This is a genomic window from Bdellovibrio sp. (assembly GCF_047637665.1).
In the GTDB taxonomy this organism is placed as follows: Bacteria; Bdellovibrionota; Bdellovibrionia; order Bdellovibrionales; family Bdellovibrionaceae; genus Bdellovibrio.
The window spans coordinates 90,166-107,603 of record NZ_JBLJBT010000026.1 but is presented as its reverse complement, the minus strand read 5'-3'; the positions used below and the strand labels follow the sequence as shown (position 1 = coordinate 107,603).

The window sequence follows — 17,438 nt, the reverse complement described above, 5'->3', positions numbered from 1 at the left end:
GCGAGATGAGATCCAAATTTCATACCGCAAGACACAGGCCTCAAATACATCTATTCCTATTTAAGGCTCCTCCTACTGTCTCAAGTTTAGACAGGGGGCCTCTTTGGGCACCCTTTAGAGAGTCCCTAAAACGCAAAAAGCCCACAGGGAGGTTCCTGTAGGCTTTCTTGAATAAGAGGCAGAAATTATTAACGGGAGCCGCGTTCGCGCAAACTTTCGCACACGATCAAGGTGTCGGTTTTCCAACCAAACATACGTCTGACCTGACCGATGACTCGAACCGCCTTAAGCGTATCTCCAGACATAATCAAATCGGCCTGCCCCCGAGTCGAAAGACCTCCGTTACTTTGATTATCACAAGAAAGAGTCAACATGCCATCGGCGTCAGTCTCGACGCCCGCATTCGCACAAAAGCTCACGATGTCTCCCGAAGAGCGATCATTCAAAAGCCCGACAACGGCCTTTTGCCCTTGTTTTTCAATATCCAAAGTAATTCCGTTACGTCTTTGTTCGACAGTGACGGTACAGCCCTCTGCGTTTTTGAAAATACGGGTACTGTTCGTCTGAGCCTGAGTTTGAATACCCACCATGACCAGGGCGGCGAAAATCAGATGCTTCATTTAAACTCCTTGTTGATTTGATTCGGATCCACTCAAAGCAACGATGATACCAAGACGAAAAGGGCTTTAATCGCCGGGGAGTTGTAATTAGTACAAGGGACGACGTAAAAGGGCAGCCACTCTCTCGAGTTTATTCTGTGCGGCGGTTTTTAAACTAGAGGGGATTGCTGTTTTGGCGGGGTTCAAATGCAAAAGCCGATCGTGATGACCGGCTTTCTTGTGTACGAGCCTACGAACCTACTGCTCAGTGACTTCACACTGGAAGTTGCCAAGAAGAACTTTTTCTCCCAAGCCCCACCAGAAAAGCTGAGCCGAATAATCGACCACGCTGACAACCAACTCATACTCTGTCGAGGCCTCAACCCAAAAGACGTATTCCACTTTTGTTTTAGAGACAGAGCCTGATTTCATCCACAAAGCCGGTCCTTGGGGATCGCGAGTATTCAGGTAAAGATCTCCCACCTGCAAAGACCAGTGCTTTAGACCCTGTCTGAAAATCACTTGAGGATTCTGCTGAAGATTCGCCCCTTCTGGAACTTCCAAACTGCGAGTTAAAGACGTCGCTGCACAATCAAACACGCGTTCTTCGGCAAATGAAATAGCAGAGAAAAACGTCATAAACGCAAAGATCATTGTTTTCATGAAATCCATCCTTTTAAGAAGGACCTCTTCCTATCCCCTCCGGATTAAAAAGTCGTATTTTTTTTCTGTGGGGATCGGAATTAATGAATTTTTTGCGCACGTCGGCTCCAAAGAGGAACCGGAAGGATTACCACCGAATCTTCGGAAACATTTTAAGGGCATTTTGGCGAGTCTGATCACAGAGCTGCTCTAAGGAAATCCCTTTGAGTTCCGCCACCAGTTTCGCGGTATGGACCACATAGGCCGGAGTGTTCTTCTTCCCCCGCATGGGAATCGGAGCCAGGAATGGAGCATCTGTTTCCACATGAATCCGATCCAATGGAATCATCTTCACGATGTTACGCAGGCTGTCCGCATTTTTAAACGTCACGACACCACTGATGGAAATATTAAAACCGAGATCCAATGACTGACGAGCCAACCACTCGGTCCCTGTAAAACAATGAATGACTCCCGTCACGCGGCCCTGGAATTCCTTTAAGATTTCAACAGTGTCTTCTTCGGCATCACGGGTGTGAATCTCAACAGGCATTCGCGAACGTGCGGCGATCTCCATCTGGGCACGGAAAGCCTCGCGCTGTTCCTCCCGTGGAGATTGATCGTAATAATAGTCCAATCCGATTTCGCCGACAGCGACCACACAGGGTTCACTCAAATGATCTTCGATGAACTTTCCCGCCGCCTCTGTATACACTTTGCCATCATGAGGATGCACACCAAGAGTGCAATATACGTCAGGATAATATTTGCGCGCGATCTCCAGCACCAAAGGATGATCCCCGGGCTCTGTACCGATGGTGATGATTTTCTTCACCCCCACGGCCTGAGCGTTGGCAATAGACGCCTCAACGCCTTCCTCGAGCATATTTAAATGTGCGTGAATATCAATCCATTCCATATAGTCTTAATGACTTGTCGGTTTACGCACTGCTGGCTCATCTTTTTCAAATTGCCAAGACAGAGATATGAGCTTTTGAGTCTGTGAGTTCATATTGATCACGAGTGGACTTTCACTGGAAGAGTACGTCGCAATACGCTCTCCCCAAGGAGATTCTTCTTCAACAGGAATATTTTGAAATAGCGTATTAGGAAACTTCGACCGAGCTTGCTGCAAAGTCCACTCATCAGAAGATCTTGTCGCATACCATTGTACACCGACAATCTGATTCGTCTTAATATCATAAACAACAATCAACTGAGGTTGCTTTTTATCCGCAGACAAATAAACCAGCGCTTCCTTGTCAGTTTTATAAAGTGCCCCGGTAGAATCAGGCTTACCAAGAGCTTTTTCAACTTCAAAACGGTTCATTTTCTTCCAGTTTACATCCTTAAATTCAGAAAACTTATTCGACACCCCAGGGGTCGCACATCCTAAAGTCAGAGACATCAGAAAAAAAATAACAATCTTTACCACATCCATTATTGGGACCCCTTTCTTAATTTAAATTTATCACCGAAATGCGTCTGTATCCATCTATAAGCATTAGGAGTTACTTTTTTCAACTCGCCAGGCTCAAATAAATAATACTCAATGTTATTGGCAAAATCTTCCTCAGGGCTTTCTCGACCATCGTCCTGAACGTACCCATCCATTCTGGAAATGTATTTGTTCTGAAAGCTAAACCAATTCATCGTAAACCCGTAGTCTTTTCTTTTCTCCTGGCTCAGATCCTTGTAAATCTGATGTGACAATTCATGCCCAAGAACTCTCGACAAGTTGAACTCTTTTTTAAAAGCATTATCGTAAAGAACGATAGTACCGTCCGCCGAAGTCGCAGGGTTTGGATGCTCTCGCGATTTGAAACTCCTATATATGCCTTTTACATTTTTGCTCCAAATTTCTTCAGGCAGTTCTTCCAAGGACTCTAGCACCCGCTCTCGTTCTTCCTCTGTCCACTTCTTAAAAACTTCTTTCTTATGGGGCCAATCTTTTGCCGGCTCATTTCTAAATTTTGAATTCCATATCTCATAGACCTTTGTATACGCCTTGCAATGAGATCGAACGTTAGTTGGCGACACATAGGTGCCGTCAGACCGAATGTAACCACTGCGAAAGTGTCCTCGAACTAAATACTGTCCATCAGGACATTTCACCTGTGCAAATACAAAATTTGAGAATAGAAAAAATGCCCCTATAAAGAACCACTTATACATGAAATGAGTTTCCTAAAAAGGACTATCTCAGTCAAATTCAAATATTAACGTGTTTATATAAGTCTGACTTTTCCTTAAGGGCGGTGATTAATAAAGAACTCTTCCATAACCAACTGTGGATCACGATTGGCGGCGAGAGCCTGCTCTACTTGCAATGACTTCCGAATAAGATCCAACAAAAACTCACGCTTGTATTCGGCTAGAGTCTTAAGCAAAGAAGCTTGGTCCAAATTAATAATCTGATTTTTAACGTCTTCTTGGAGATAGACCGCATCCTTCATAAAACTGCCCCAGTAAGAAAGTAGACGCTGTCCCTGAGCTCGGTCCTTAAATTCAGATCGCCAGGTTTCATTCAAAAGAAAATCTTTGTCTTTCAAAAACAGATTTAAAATCTCGATGGATTTTTGACGAAGCTCCTGCTCTGGCCCCTCTTGCAACTGTGCCAGCTTTTCAAAACTGCCTTGCGCGGATTTCAGCGCCCAAGCAGGGGCCTTCACCTTCTTGGCAAGATCTTCCATGGTTAAAGGCTTAAACTGCACGATGCGGGAACGCGAACGAATGGTCTGCATCAACCCCGCCACACTCGGCGCGATCAAAAAGAAGAAGGTCCCCGCTGGAGGCTCTTCTAAAGTTTTTAAAAGAGAGTTCGCGGCCTGAGGGTTTAAGCTCTGCGCCTGATCAATGATGATCACACGATTTCCGGACAAACTTTTTAGGCTTAAGAACTCAATGACCTCTTTGGCCTGTTCCATCTTAATTTGCGCCCCTGAAGGCTCAACGATCTTCAAACCCTCATGCGCCCCTTGAGATATGCGGAAACAAGAAGGACACTTGCCACAACCGCGCGGGCTTTGCGGGCACAACAAAGCTTGTGCTAATCCCAGGGCCGTCAATTTTTTGCCGATCCCCGCGGGTCCCACAAAAAGATAGGTCTGCCCGGGCTTTCCCTGCTCAAAAGAAGTCACCAATTTGCTGATGATATCTTGATGTCCTAAAACAAAATCCAACATTCGGGCCATGAACCAAGACCTACTTTAAAATATTTTTCTCTGTCAGAGCTTTTAAAAGTTGTTGAAACAAAACTTCCGGTGTCTCTTGGGCGTTAAGAACCAACCATGCACCAGCATCTTCACGGGCTTGCTTAAGAAAAGACTGACGAACTTTCTCATGAAAAGAGTCCGCTTCAGATTCAATGCGGTCTTCACTTTCGCCGCTGGCAGCGCCTCGCCCTTGACGACGCTTGCGAGACTCTTCCACGGAAAGATCCAACAAAATCGTCAGATCCGCCTTCAGTCCCCCCGTCGCAAACTCATTGAGCATCACCACATCGTTTTCAGAAATCTCACGTCCACCACTTTGAAAGGCCACTGAGCTTGCCGCAAAACGATCGCACAAAACCCAAACACCCGATGCCAGCGTTGGACGAATCACTTGTTCCACATGCTGGGCACGACTGGCTTCATACAAAAGCAGCTCGGCTCGCGCCAAGGGAGATGGCCCCTCAGTCCGAAGGATCATATTGCGAATCTCATCCCCCAATGGCGTACCCCCAGGTTCCCGAGTTCTTTTCACAGAAATCCCGCGCGCCTGAAGCTCCCGCTCCAAAGCCGCCATCAAAGAACTCTTCCCAGAGCCATCCAGCCCCTCAAACACCAAAAAACTCATAAATCCCTATCCAAAAACTCAAAGCCCATCTAATCCAACTGGCCGCGTAAAGCCCTTTTGCGAAGCCCTCATCTGTGACGGCGAGTTCCGCAGCAGCCTCTCCCAAAGGGAGGGCGTCCGCGAGGACTGTCCGAGCCGCCACAGATGAGGGCTTCGCAAAAGGGCGTCCCGAGGGCTTTTAATTAAAAACGGGTCCGCATGAACGGCGGCCTGTTATAAGGACTTTGTCAGATATAGCACGGTAGACGTCAACAAATCGCATCGCAACAAGGCGCGCCGCGCCCTGGAGATTGCCGATTTCCAGCCTCACGAAGCCCTTAACCAGCGGAGACACCGTCACCCGAATCAAGGCATTGCGTTCAAACTGGTTCGTGAACGTCAGAAGATCCGCCAACGGAGGCGGTGGAAGTCCCAAGCTAGAGCTTAAACCTGCCGAAAAGAACTCTGCCGAAGACGTGCTATAGCCTGGCACCGCAGGCGGATAAAACGAGCTTCCTTTAAGAGTCGCAGCTCCCTCTCGACGCCCCAAGGTTAACCCCGCTTTACCAACCAACCCGATCACCGAAATGGCCGCCTTGGTATTGTCAAAATTTTCTGAGTTATGAAAAATCTCAAAAACAAAAGCGCGGGAGGTTTTATTAAAGGCCAAGCTGATACCCACTTCCTCAGCCCCTCCGCCCCCTTTGCGCAAAATGCCGGTTTCAGCCAACAGACCGGCAGAGACGCTGACGCCAAACTCATTCGAATCAATCACCAGCGGAGCTTGAGACCATAACTTATAATCAATACCTTTTAAAACCTCTTGCACCGCCTGATGGCTGCGCTGATTGAAAGTCCGTTGAGTCGCCGACGTCGCCTCAACTTTTTTACCAAACACTTGCAGAGTTTTGATTTTCACAAAACTCAACGCATCTCCCACAAGGCTCCCGGCACCAAAAACAAATTTAGTCGAATTCAAAATGCGCGCGGCATTGGTTAAAAACATCAAGCGCATCTCTTGAAATTTTTGTTTTCTCTCCGCAGGTAAACTTTCATACGGCGAAAGAGGATCGACTTCTTCAATCGAACCACCGCGTGCCAAAATCTGCTCTTTGACTTTTTCAGGAAGTTTGAGTCCCAGGGCCTCTTTCATCTGCTCCCGCTCTGGGATGCGATCCAATTCAAAAACTCGACCATCCGAAAGACGAATTTCGGTGCGTTCTTGCTGAGCGACCTGGGCTTTATCCAGAATGCGCTCTTCAACCTCTGTTTCAACAATAGAATCCTCGGCCCAGGACATACTCCCAGAGCCAAGCAAAAACAGACTTAGAATCAAAAGACGAACAGCATTTTTCATAAAGTCATTTTCTAACAAAAATTAGTATTCCATTTTGCAAGTCATCTCGATCGCACTTTGAGTTTTCATATCCTCAAGAGCCAACGCCCCACCACCGCTTTCAGCGATGCTATCCAGAGGAAGAGCTGCTCGAGTAAAATTGCCTTTATTAAGAATCATCATACTGATCAGACGACCATATATGACTTGAATGGTGGCCTCTAACTGGCCGGCAGATTGTTCAATGCGCATATTTTCTTGATCGATCTTGATTTCCTGGCGCACGCGTTGGCCCGCATGGCTTTTCACCAGAACACATTTTGAGGAAGCTTGAGCGCCCCAAGAAGCAAAAAGAACAGCGGTCGCAACCAAGACTTTAACCATAGACCCTCCAAGATCAATAAAATACCTTTCCCGGAGGAATACGAAAAATATGCCGTGGTCATCTTTGATTAATTGCCAAAAGGACATACTCAGGGTGTCTAAAAACTAGACACCCTGACTGAAATTGCGGGTCCCGAAGGGCTGATTACTGAGCTTGCAGAAAGCCTTTTACGAAGGCCTTGCCTTGCTCATTTGTGGAGTAGTTGTGAATCACGTATCCTTGAGCCAACAAAGATTTATAGATAGAAACGAACTGATCCTTCTTTAGGAAATCACGATAATATCGTACGTCGGTGTAGGCCAAAATTCTGAGATCTTTTCCATCTTGCTCAAAAACAAAGATAGAAAACTTGGCAGTCTTGGGATTATAGAGAGTCACCCAAGGAACTTCGCCCCAATAGTCCTCGCCGACGCCGTTTTTAAGAGCTTTATCATAGTCCTTGCCAAGGTCAGGCTGGGGCCCCTGCTTTTGAGCCACGCAAAGAGACTTGGTTTGCGGCACAACATCGCAATACATCTGAACGCTGGAAACATGGACCGTGTCACCGTGGCATCTCGCGCAAGGTTGATTGCGAAGACCTGCGACAAAACTGAAATAGTAAGTGCTTTCCGTTTTTTGTTTAAGGAATGCATCGTCGATCATACGGATATTGCTCTCGGTCTCTTCATCGCCTCGAACGAGGGCGTTTTCACCTTTACCGCAAAGATGAATATCTTCTCCAACGACCGACAAGGTGTATTGTTCCTTATCATAAGTCGTGCAACGAAGATTCAGAACACCCGCTTCCTTGGAAGAGGCAAAGGTAAGAGAGGCATATAGAAACAGAATCGATGATAAGATCGTTTTCTTCATAATAACTCCTATGCCCCACCTTATAACACACGCCCCCAAAAGTTATAAAGTATAACTTTTCTGTCGTGGAGGAATTACAAAAATAACGAAAACATGTAAACAAGAATGACGTGTCTTTTAGACGAATCCCTTAAGAATGCCCACACCTTATCGGGAGTGGGCACTGACTGCGATCATTTGTTAGAAAGAGCGGATTGATAGGTGCCGGCCAGAGCCGAATTCGACTTCTTTAAAGCTGTCTCAACGTCGACCTGATGGATGATAGGTCTGTCATGCGACTTATTTAAAATGTCATAAATCTCAAGCGTGCGTGGGTGCAGATCCGAGTTCTCGACTTGGGCCAAAAGATAAAAGACTGAAACCGGGGTTCGAGACAACTCGGGAACATGATTTAATTCATTGGTCGGAAATCCTAATTGCACCAGATTTCTTAGGAACTCCATCTTCCGAGAAAGCCTCTGGTCATCAGAGCGCAAGACATCTTGAATGACCCTCCACATGTAGGAGATGCCCTCTTCACTCAAATCACTATATTTGAACTCCAGATCAGACATATAGATAGCAACAGGGGCACAGCTCGCAGCCATGGCACTTTGATAAAGATGACGAATCTCTTTGAGCTTCGCATTGGACCTCATAACATAGGCAAAGGTGATATGTTGAAGTTCCTCTTTATCACAAACAACAATGCTTCTCTCCACAATCTCCATCATCGACAAATCCAAAAGTCCCTGGCGGCGCAAACTGAGGATGATAGGATTGGAGTACTGGTACTTATCGTCAATATATCCCACGATGGGCATCATCTCATGCAGCACCAGATTGTACTTTGCCGAAGTACTTAGAGACGTCCAACGGGACAAAGAAATTTCAATCAAAGGGATCGGGCGATAGGGATAATTGATCGCATCCACCTGGGACCCGTGAAGGAAAAGCCGCTCTTTGGCCGCCAACTCTGCGATCTTCCACTTCAGCTTGAACTTTTCAACAAAGTCCCGCGATGGAAAGCTGTTGGGATCAACATAGCTAAAGATCCTCTGCAGATCCGTCGCGATAAGACGGAATTCTGCCATCGCCCCATTCCCTCCATAGCTCTCTTGTCCCTCCGTCTGCGTCCCCTCGGCCCAGGCAAGGGATTGAAATAACAAACTGGTTAAGAAAAAAAAGATCCATCTTTTCATGATTACTCCACGGGAGTGAGGGGAAAGAAAGACAAGGCTAAACAATACACTTCATCAGAAGACTTGCTCTTTTTAGTTATAAACTTATTCATATCCCGGCGAAAGGCATGAATCTTTTCAACAAACTCAGGCAACTTGGATTTCTCAATCGAGATCACCAATGAAGAATGACTGCGCAATTCAAAGGGCACGTTGTCGAGGGCCTGCTGAGAACACTTCAGCAACTCTCGCTGCTGAGTCTTCATCGCCTCCGTTGTGTACTTAGGCCCCAAAGAAGACGTATTGATCTTTTCGGACTGCACGATCCCCGAAGAATCTACCTGCAAGATCCCCAAGCTGCTCAACCGCTCGACCGCTTCACTGATGACCACCGGGGCCATCCCCAACTTGCGAGCTAAAAACTCTTGAGTCCCATCAAAGTCCTTCAAAACTAAGGCTTCCAAAACAGCTTGGTGAACCCAGTTTGAAATCACCTCATACTGTTCCAAGGGAATGCTCACGAATTGTTGATTCTTGTCAGCCTGCAAAAGACGCAATCGTTTGAGATAGGCCTTGTTCTGATCCAAAAAGGTCTGCGCTTGCTCTGGCGAGTGCCCTAGGAACTGCGATACTTTGCGAATCATCTTGCCGCTGACGCTTCTTTTGCCTCGCAGTATTTTGCTTAACACAGAGGGGTCGACATCCAAGTCCCGAGAAAAGGCCCGCATCGAATAACGCGGATTGCGTAATGCTCGATCCTCGAAGGCCCTCTTAAGTTCAGTAACAAAAGGATTTTCCATGACTCGATCCTAAAATGGGAACAAAAAGAAATTCAACTATTTGAATTCAGTAATGATGCGAGAATGTGGGCAAGTCAACTTCCATATTGTTTGCCCACAACACATCTATCTTTATTTCATTCAACAAAGCGCTTTCCCAGTCCTGGAGCGGCAATGAGAGCAGAGGTATCCTGAAAACATCAGGAGGTCTCAATGAAACCGACAAGCGTTCAATCCCTGTCATTGCAAAAGCCCCTCATTCTCAAACAAAACAGCACCCTAAAACAAGCGGCTCTCGCCATGAAAAGCCGCCATGTCGGCAGTGTCCTCGTCTCAGATGGCCAGGGCTTCCTGCAGGGGCTCTTCACGGATCGCGATCTGGCTCTGGCTCTCGCCGTGGATGATCTCCCCGCCTCATCATCCTTGGGGACCGCCACGGCCCATCGACTTATTTATGTTCCTGAAGAAGCTACGGTTTCCGATGTGATTGAAACAATGAAGAAGTATGGAATCCGCAGAGTCCCCGTCATCAAAGAGCTCCATAACGGTCGACAAAGATGCCTGGGGGTCCTCTCTTTGGATGATCTCATTCGAAAAAATCTGATCTCAGCTTCCGAGGAGGCGGCCATTCTTCGCACTCAACTAAAAACACCCAAAACGCGACAGGAAAAATTTAAAATAAAAAATATCTTTCACTCTCAGGATCATCGCGAACAATCCTACTATGGATTCATTAAGAATATTGAGACCCGCACAGGCCTAAACTCAAGCCAAGCCAAGAGTCTGACTCAACAGGTCCTTGCAGCCCTCATGAGACGCGTTCCCGCCAAAGCCGGCAAAAATCTTTTATCGCAACTTCCCTATCAACTGCAAATGCCCTTGATAGGCGAGGTCTCCCCTGCTGATCGCAGCGTCACGGCAAAGTTTCTTTTGAGTCAAATCCAAAAGCACTACACTGTGAAAGAGGATAAAGCCCGAAAGCTTTTGCAAGGCTTCTGGAAGGGTCTCGGCGACAGCATCTCTCCCGGAGAAATGCAAAATCTGACCCGCCAACTTCCCCGAGATATGCAGCAAATGTTTGTGAAAACCAAAAGAGTGATGATGTAGTCAAAAGACGGGGCCGAAGCGTTAAAGCTCTCGGCCCACGATATGCATGGAGGTGACCTGGGGGCCCTTTTCGCCCATCTCTTCGGAAAAGCGCACGTGCGCCCCGACCTCTAGTTTTTCGAATCCTCCATTTAAAACCGCGTTACGATGGAAGTAGAGTTCGCGCCCGTCTTGATCTTCGATGAAACCATAATCATCATCGAGAAATAGCCGACTGACCACCGCATCCGGTTGTGAAGAGAGCGTCTTTACAACACGATGCTGAAGTCTTGTGTAATCTTCCAGTTTTCTTTCTAAAGCAGCAAAGGCATCTCCCACGACAATATGCATGTCTTGATGGGACTCGTCCTTTTCTGGATCGCGATCGACCACCAACGTTTTTCCCGGAACTTTAAGACGAAGATGAACATGAGGAATCCGTCCTCGAATGCGATGCTTATGAGGCAAAGAAACAACCACCTCACAGGAAATGATGTTGTTATTCAGGCGCTCCAGCCTTTCAATTCTCTCTTGAACTAGGCTCGACACCGATTCAGATGGGGACATATCTCGGAAGGAAATATTGAAATAGACCATGACTCCACGTCCTTTCTCCTGCACCTACTCAAATTTTGAGCTTAGAGAAAGAAGGGGTCAACGAAGAGGGGTCTTATAAGATTAAATACAAAGAGGCTTCTTGCTCTCTCGCAGAAAGCTATTGCGCGACCCAGCCCTCGGCTCCCTTGGAAAACTTATACACCGTCAAAGGCTGTTTGGAGGGTTTGTTTTTTTCCGGAGACTGCGCGGCCACGAGCCCCAAAGCCTCTCCAAAACTAAAACGACGGGTTTTACTCACATCAACTGCTCCCGCGACTTTTAAAAGGGTGCGACGAAAGCGATAAGGATAAGTCACAACCACGACTGAGACGACAGCGAGGTTGTCCCCCTGAAACTTGATCTCTTCGACTTCCACTTCCGAATTTTTATCGATCAACTCGACATAGGACTGACGCAACCATTCAGAGTCCGGTAAAAACTCCGCCGCTTCCTGACGAATCACCTCGCTGAACTTTTTTTGTCCCATCTCCAATGCCATTTTTTTAAGCTTTCCCTCTTCCGAGGAGCAGGCAGAAAAACATAACGACAAGCAAGCCAAGGCAATCAATAGAGTTTTTTTCATATATCCCTAGTTATAAACTTCTTGCTTTTAGGATACCACTACTCAACAAAGCGCGTCAAATGGAGGGATTTAGGGCACTTTGGGGTGGACGAAGCCCCTGGTTTATCCCTATATTCAGGGGTCTTTGGGAGATACTAGAAAATGACTACTTTCATCGGAATTTTGCATATCGTCGTTGCTTTGGTTTTGATCGTGCTTGTGTTGATCCAGGACTCTAAAAGCAATGGCGCTTTGGGTATGGGCGGATCTAGCGGTTCTAACTCTTTGTTGGGTGCAACGGGTGCGCAAACTTTGGCTAGTAAAATGACTGTTTGGGCAGCCATCATCTTTGCTGTGACTTGCCTGACTTTGTCTGTTTTGACTTCGACTAAAACAAAATCTGTTGTGGACTCATTGCCACTTCCGACGGCTCCTGTTTCTGCACCGGCTCCAACAGCTGATGCAAATGCGGCGGCTGCGACGGCAGTTCCTGCAACTCCTGAAGCCACTCCGGCGGCTTCTCCTGCTGCAACCGCAGCTCCTGCTCAAAAGTAATTTTAGTACATCTTCATAAGGTTCTTCGCTATAGTTTCATTATGGCGAAGAACAACTGGCTGATTCCATCTTTGATTGTCGTGGGCATTTTTAGTGTAGCCCTTTCTCTCTTTATTGCTTCACAAACTGAAAAACAAAAGCCCGGGGCTCGTCCTCTTGCCCGTCTCGAACTGAACTTAGGTAAAGTCTTTGTTTTGCGCAAGAATATGACTCAAAAAGAAGTTCTCACTCGCAAGGCGACCTTGTTTGCCTTGGACTCCATTGAGACCGGTGTCGATGGTGATGCGACCATGGAGTTTGATTCTGCCTACCGCATTCGCATTCAAGAAAACTCCCTTATCACACTGGATGAAGAAGGAGACCGCATCGTGCTTATTATCAAGCGAGGTGATGTGCAGGTGGAAAACTACGGTCGCGAAGGGTCCGTCTTTGTCTCTAAGGATGGCGTGCGCTGGAATGCGACTGAATACGAAATGAATTACAAGAAACAAGCTCCGACAGAAACTCTGCCGGAATTAGCCCCCGCAGAGACCTCTCAAGTACCGACGGCGAACATAAATGACGGGCTGACTTCCGAGTTTATTCAAGACACTTTGAAAACTCACAGAGGAGCTTTCTTTAAATGCTACACTCAACTTTTGCAAAAAAATCCCGGCGTGGTGGGGCAAGCCTCCATTAGCTTCACGATCGAAAAAACCGGGAAGGTGTCTTCCGCCGAGATTGCTTCTTCGAGTTTAAGTGATGCGGCTTTCAAAAAATGTTTACTTGAGGCGATCCGCCGCGTGGAATTTAAGTCGTTTAATGGAGATCCTATTTCAACGGTGTTTCCGTTGCGATTTGAATAGTCCCAGATCCGACGACGTCCTTACCGATAATCATGAAGATAATCAATGCGCTCCGGAATCCATGGCTCATGGACTCCTTCCATTTCAAAGACCCGCCCATCCTCCACAGTCTTTTCTTTCAGCGGCATCACCGAAGGCTCATAGGAGGGATGTAAAAGACCTTTTTCAATGAAGAAGGGGCGAACCTCTTGGAACGCCCGTTCACCTAAAACTCCGCGACGAATGAATTCGTCAAAACTTTTCATCAGTTCTTCTGGCGTATAACCATAGTTGTAGATCATGTCCTGAAGAACTGAGTACACGCCATCAAGCCCCAGACGGCGATCCTGATATAAATCCAAAGAAACTTGAAATGTGTTGTAGGTCGCCAAAGTTCTTCGACCAAACTTTAAGTAGTAATCAGGGTCTGTATCGGTGGCCAGATTGATATAGATCTTTTCCACGGGATCGTTTTCGGGAATATTCGCTTGCAGTTCTAAGATGGTATTGACCTGTTCCCCGCTCACGTTGAGCTTCTCCAGTGTCGTGCGAATTTCATGCGCGCCAAGACGGCGTGAACAAATATCTGAATACAGATTGTAAATGATCGCATCCGTTTCGCTGTCGTCTCCCCAGCAGATCTGGCGCACATTTTCGGACAATCGCGTGCGCAACTGCATCAGGGCTTGAAGCTTATAGCCCACTTGTTTGGTTAAGCGCCAAAAACGTCCCGGCCGCAGATTCGCCAGATTGTCTTTATAAAAGCAACCAAAGGGACGGATGTTATCTAAAGAGAACTTTTCCGAAATTCTTTCTTCCATTTGCGGCGGGGACGCCGTGATGAAATAAATCGGAAAATACATATAACCCTTTTGTTGCTTTCGATAAGCCGACAGGGCCTGCATTAACGAGTTGGTACCGGGAACATTTTTTTTATTTAGGGCGCGCTCAAGAATGGTCGTCATCAGCCCCGACAACGAATCAATGGTGGTATCTAAATAGGTTTTATCAAGGTCCCAAATAAAGACCTCGTCATGACTTTTTTCCATTCCTTCCGACACATATCGAAAGAAAACCACGTCCCCATTCATTTCGCTGCGATCACGCCAATCCGCCATAAAATTAGTTTCTCAGTCTTAGGGGCTTTCGTCAAAAACATCCCGAGCCCGGGGCTGGCTCTGCCATTTGGCGGCAACGAACCTGAGCGCTGGAACATTTCACTCGTAAATGAAAGTGATTGTGATGATCCGTGTCTGCAATCAGACGGCGAAGCGTTTCGTATGCTAGACCTTCATTTTTTCCTTTTTGCAGTTCGCCGTTTTGAATTGCAACACCACATAGGGCCTTTTTAAGAGTCCGATGGATAAAAATCCTGTCAATAAGTTGGGTATTTACAACATGCTTAAAGAGCTTCCATTGTTCCTGTATCATCCAGTTAGCGTGGGGCTTGTCCACGGCCACCGCTGACGCGAAATAGTTCTGAAAACTTTTGTTGTTAAAATAGAAGGCCACATCTGCATCAAGTCCGTTTTGATGGGATTTATGAGTTCCGAGCCGTCCTCCCGCCTCCCGAGACAGATCACCGACCGCTAATACATAACCAGACACTTCTTGTTTCGTCATCTGTCCCATCTGCGCGATGATATAAGCCAACTCATTGGTGGCAAAATAAGTTTTCCTTTCGGGACGAAGGATACGAAAACCCGCCGGAGTATGGTTTTGCTCATATTTTAAAAGATTCGTGGCGTTTTCCAAACGCCCCGCATTCACCGGGCCAATCGCCTGACTGACGCTGGACTTGGGCTTTGCGGGTGCATCTTTCTTAGGCTCTTCTTTTTTTGGTTCCTCTTTTTTTGCTGGAATTTGGGGCTTTACCTGAAGGATGTTTTCGATATCCTCCTGAATAGTACCCACGTATTGGCCCGGCTCCCCGTCCACTTCATCGGCCCCACCTTCCGGGGTCAAGTCCTCGGGATCCTGTTCCTCTTTTTTTGCTTCCGGCTTTTCTTCGACTTTCACTTCTTGATGGGACTCGATCTGATGATGATAAACCACGCCCTCGGTATAAATGTAGATATCGATGAAAGAAGAGTGACAGGTCCCGGACTCACTTAAACACGTGGCTTTGGCCGCGACCAGAGGAGCCCCTTTGGGGGTAGACTCTGAACTATGATTTTTTAGGGCTATAAATCCATCTGAATCAAGGGTTCCCGTCAAATCCACCGAGACATTTTCAAGAGACTGCCCCTTCATCGAAAGATACTCCATCTTCCCGCGCAGGCGCATGGACTTGGTGGTGGAATCAAAATTCACCGACATGTCTTGAATACGAGTTGCCCCGCGGGCGATGCGATACCCCGCTTCTTCGACCACCGTGGGACGCGCAGGCTCTGCCGTCGTTGTGGCCTTGGAGCCCTCATCACGAGAGTCCGGAGCACAAGCGCCTAAAATTGTGAAAGAAATAATAATACTGAGGGTTCGCAAAACGTGCTTCATCCTGCCGATCGCCTTGCAGGATTCATGCTTTCTGAAATGCAATAAAACTGTCTTCGTCAGTGGGCCGCTGTCGAAGTTTTAGATAGGTAGGACAGAAATTGTTCCCGCAGTTCTCCGTTGCGGATTTCATAGAGATCCCCATGATGTCCCCCTGGCACAACCCATATCTCTTTAGGTTCTTTGGCCTCTGCGAACATCTTTTCGGTATTTTTTAGTTCCACCGCGTGATCTTCATTTCCATGTATAAACAAAAGGGGCACGGGTGCAACCGACTCTAAGGATTTTGGCGCGTACTCGTCGCTTAAGACCAAATAGGTGATCGGTTGGAACGGCCAGGTCCACCAACGACGCCCCAAAACATTTCTCCCCATCTGCTGATAAGAAGAAAAGCTGGCCTCAATGACAACGTTACGAAGAGGAATGGCCCCTTTGATCTCTTCCACCGTCCTCAAAGCGACAATGCCTCCCAGACTATGGCCATATATTATGAGCGGTCGAGAATCCTTCCGCAAATGAAGCCACTGAGCTGCGGCCATTCCTGCCTCGACGGTACTTTCCGGAGTTGGTTTTCCGGTCGACAAACCATAGCCAGGATAATCAAAAATAAAATAGTTATATCCCTTGGAGGGAAGCCAATGAAACATCAGAAAATGAGAAGTGAGATTTTCAGCATTCCCGTGGAAGAACAAGAGAGTCCCTTTGCTTTCCTGCGGATTCGTGGCTTGAAAGTACCAACCATGGATGGTGTTCCCGACTTGAGTTTTCAAAAACACATCTTCCGGCTGCATTTTTATTTTTGCCGGATCAAAGAGTTTCTCTTTCAAAGGGAAATAAAAGACGGACTGACACCCTGCCAGCATCAGCAGGACGGTGATCTTGAGAAAAATGTGCCCGAGGGTCCAGTACCATTTCGTCATAAAGGAATCATGAAACGGTTTGAACGTCCCTGGCAAGACTTTAAAACAGTCCATATTTGTCGGATAAACTTGGGCTCCCGAAAATTGTTAGCTATCCTTATTTCTATGAAAATCACTATTATTTTTATGACTGTACTTAGCCTTGTTTGCCCGGCTTGGGCGCAAGAAGAAAATCCTTTTAAAAACCTGGACTATCCCGAGTTGCAAGTGGCCCCACGGGCCTCAGAGCGTCTGGCACAAATGGCGCAACTGGAAGAGGAACAGAAATTTATCAATCAATGGCCCATGTTAGTTTCAGGTGCCATGACCCTCATGGCCGGGTTGCAAAATCAGGGTAAATACAAAGATGCCGAGCCCTCTGACTCTCAGAAACGAGACAGTGACATGGCCTACAACACGGCTCTCGGTGTGGGCAGTGCCTGGGTGATTATCGGAAGCTATTTGAGTTTTAAAAAACCGATTTCTTCGGATTTAGGAGACGTCAAAAAGATTTCCTCGAAAGATCGCCGAGGAGATCTAAGCAAAGAGCGCGCGGCCGAGGAGCTTCTGGAAAGAACGGCACGCACCCAATCGACGCTAAGCAATTTGGCCGTCTGGACGAATCTGGGAGCTTCCATCTATGTCACCAGCAAGGCCGATGAAAACAACCGCGTTTATGGAATTCTTGCGGCCACGGCCTCGTTGTTGCCATGGGTTTTTCCTTCGATGTATGAATTCAACTACAACAAACATCTGGAATACAAAAGAAAGATCTATGCCCCTCTGGTGTGGATGAATTTTGATCCTCATCAGGCCAGCCCTCAAGTCCATCTTAGCTGGAGTTTCTAAC

General features: G+C 47.0%; 21 protein-coding genes. 4 read left to right on the top strand and 17 right to left on the bottom strand.

The genetic code is table 11. From position 1 onward, the window contains the following. Positions 1-188: 188 nt before the first annotated feature. The 12 genes from ACM64D_RS08625 to ACM64D_RS08570 form a co-directional block, all read right to left on the bottom strand. Positions 189-620: a hypothetical protein gene (locus ACM64D_RS08625; protein WP_415062798.1), complete on the bottom strand. Its 432-nt coding sequence runs from the start codon at positions 618-620 to the stop codon at positions 189-191. A 237-nt stretch (positions 621-857) separates the two neighbouring features. Then, a complete protein-coding gene (locus tag ACM64D_RS08620; protein WP_415062797.1) occupies positions 858-1,262 on the bottom strand; it encodes a hypothetical protein in 405 nt (134 codons plus the stop codon). Between the two features lie 127 nt (positions 1,263-1,389). Next, on the bottom strand, positions 1,390-2,160 hold the full coding sequence (locus ACM64D_RS08615) for a TatD family hydrolase (RefSeq protein WP_415062796.1): 771 nt from the start codon (positions 2,158-2,160) through the stop codon (positions 1,390-1,392). A gap of 6 nt (positions 2,161-2,166) precedes the next feature. Continuing rightward, positions 2,167-2,682 (bottom strand): hypothetical protein, encoded by a 516-nt coding sequence (locus ACM64D_RS08610; protein ID WP_415062795.1) that lies wholly within the window; start codon positions 2,680-2,682, stop codon positions 2,167-2,169. Continuing rightward, positions 2,682-3,416 (bottom strand): hypothetical protein, encoded by a 735-nt coding sequence (locus tag ACM64D_RS08605; protein ID WP_415062794.1) that lies wholly within the window; start codon positions 3,414-3,416, stop codon positions 2,682-2,684. The genes ACM64D_RS08610 and ACM64D_RS08605 overlap by 1 nt, the downstream gene beginning before the upstream one ends. Positions 3,417-3,490: 74 nt before the next feature. Next, positions 3,491-4,435, bottom strand: a complete 945-nt coding sequence (locus ACM64D_RS08600; RefSeq protein ID WP_415062793.1) for a DNA polymerase III subunit — start codon at positions 4,433-4,435, stop codon at positions 3,491-3,493. 10 nt (positions 4,436-4,445) lie between these two features. Next, on the bottom strand, positions 4,446-5,081 hold the full coding sequence (gene tmk, locus ACM64D_RS08595) for a dTMP kinase (RefSeq protein WP_415062792.1): 636 nt from the start codon (positions 5,079-5,081) through the stop codon (positions 4,446-4,448). A gap of 178 nt (positions 5,082-5,259) precedes the next feature. Then, positions 5,260-6,417 carry a hypothetical protein gene (locus ACM64D_RS08590; RefSeq protein WP_415062791.1) on the bottom strand — a complete coding sequence of 386 codons (1,158 nt, stop codon included), beginning with the start codon at positions 6,415-6,417 and terminating at the stop codon, positions 5,260-5,262. A gap of 21 nt (positions 6,418-6,438) precedes the next feature. Continuing rightward, complete coding sequence (locus tag ACM64D_RS08585; RefSeq protein ID WP_415062790.1) at positions 6,439-6,780, bottom strand: hypothetical protein; 342 nt, start codon at positions 6,778-6,780, stop codon at positions 6,439-6,441. 145 nt (positions 6,781-6,925) lie between these two features. Beyond that, positions 6,926-7,633 carry a hypothetical protein gene (locus tag ACM64D_RS08580; protein ID WP_415062789.1) on the bottom strand — a complete coding sequence of 236 codons (708 nt, stop codon included), beginning with the start codon at positions 7,631-7,633 and terminating at the stop codon, positions 6,926-6,928. Positions 7,634-7,806: 173 nt separating this feature from the next. Next, positions 7,807-8,814, bottom strand: a complete 1,008-nt coding sequence (locus ACM64D_RS08575; protein WP_415062788.1) for a hypothetical protein — start codon at positions 8,812-8,814, stop codon at positions 7,807-7,809. 2 nt (positions 8,815-8,816) lie between these two features. Next, positions 8,817-9,593, bottom strand: coding sequence for a TIGR02147 family protein (locus ACM64D_RS08570; RefSeq protein WP_415062787.1), 777 nt, complete (start codon positions 9,591-9,593; stop codon positions 8,817-8,819). Positions 9,594-9,785: 192 nt separating this feature from the next. Between ACM64D_RS08570 and ACM64D_RS08565 the strand changes: the two genes are divergently transcribed. Then, positions 9,786-10,679: a CBS domain-containing protein gene (locus ACM64D_RS08565; RefSeq protein WP_415062786.1), complete on the top strand. Its 894-nt coding sequence runs from the start codon at positions 9,786-9,788 to the stop codon at positions 10,677-10,679. 21 nt (positions 10,680-10,700) lie between these two features. Here the strand turns inward: ACM64D_RS08565 and ACM64D_RS08560 are convergent, their stop codons facing one another. Both ACM64D_RS08560 and ACM64D_RS08555 read right to left on the bottom strand, forming a co-directional pair. Then, positions 10,701-11,255 carry an HPF/RaiA family ribosome-associated protein gene (locus tag ACM64D_RS08560; RefSeq protein ID WP_415062785.1) on the bottom strand — a complete coding sequence of 185 codons (555 nt, stop codon included), beginning with the start codon at positions 11,253-11,255 and terminating at the stop codon, positions 10,701-10,703. 118 nt (positions 11,256-11,373) lie between these two features. Next, positions 11,374-11,838 carry a hypothetical protein gene (locus ACM64D_RS08555; protein WP_415062784.1) on the bottom strand — a complete coding sequence of 155 codons (465 nt, stop codon included), beginning with the start codon at positions 11,836-11,838 and terminating at the stop codon, positions 11,374-11,376. A gap of 141 nt (positions 11,839-11,979) precedes the next feature. On the opposite strand from ACM64D_RS08555, the gene secG reads away from it, so the two are divergent. Together secG and ACM64D_RS08545 are read left to right on the top strand one after the other, a co-directional pair. Next, positions 11,980-12,372 carry a preprotein translocase subunit SecG gene (gene secG, locus ACM64D_RS08550; protein ID WP_415062783.1) on the top strand — a complete coding sequence of 131 codons (393 nt, stop codon included), beginning with the start codon at positions 11,980-11,982 and terminating at the stop codon, positions 12,370-12,372. Between the two features lie 41 nt (positions 12,373-12,413). Further along, positions 12,414-13,217, top strand: coding sequence for a TonB family protein (locus tag ACM64D_RS08545; RefSeq protein ID WP_415062782.1), 804 nt, complete (start codon positions 12,414-12,416; stop codon positions 13,215-13,217). A 20-nt stretch (positions 13,218-13,237) separates the two neighbouring features. On the opposite strand, the gene ACM64D_RS08540 is transcribed toward ACM64D_RS08545, so the two are convergent. Genes ACM64D_RS08540 through ACM64D_RS08530 form a run of 3 tightly spaced genes read right to left on the bottom strand, consistent with a single transcriptional unit; the run spans position 13,238 to position 16,609 of the window. Further along, on the bottom strand, positions 13,238-14,314 hold the full coding sequence (locus ACM64D_RS08540) for a phosphatase domain-containing protein (RefSeq protein ID WP_415062781.1): 1,077 nt from the start codon (positions 14,312-14,314) through the stop codon (positions 13,238-13,240). A gap of 31 nt (positions 14,315-14,345) precedes the next feature. Further along, positions 14,346-15,692, bottom strand: a complete 1,347-nt coding sequence (locus tag ACM64D_RS08535; RefSeq protein WP_415062780.1) for a penicillin-insensitive murein endopeptidase — start codon at positions 15,690-15,692, stop codon at positions 14,346-14,348. A 56-nt stretch (positions 15,693-15,748) separates the two neighbouring features. Further along, complete coding sequence (locus tag ACM64D_RS08530) at positions 15,749-16,609, bottom strand: alpha/beta hydrolase (protein ID WP_415062779.1); 861 nt, start codon at positions 16,607-16,609, stop codon at positions 15,749-15,751. A gap of 105 nt (positions 16,610-16,714) precedes the next feature. On the opposite strand from ACM64D_RS08530, the gene ACM64D_RS08525 reads away from it, so the two are divergent. Then, complete coding sequence (locus ACM64D_RS08525; protein WP_415062778.1) at positions 16,715-17,437, top strand: hypothetical protein; 723 nt, start codon at positions 16,715-16,717, stop codon at positions 17,435-17,437. Position 17,438 lies beyond the last annotated feature (1 nt).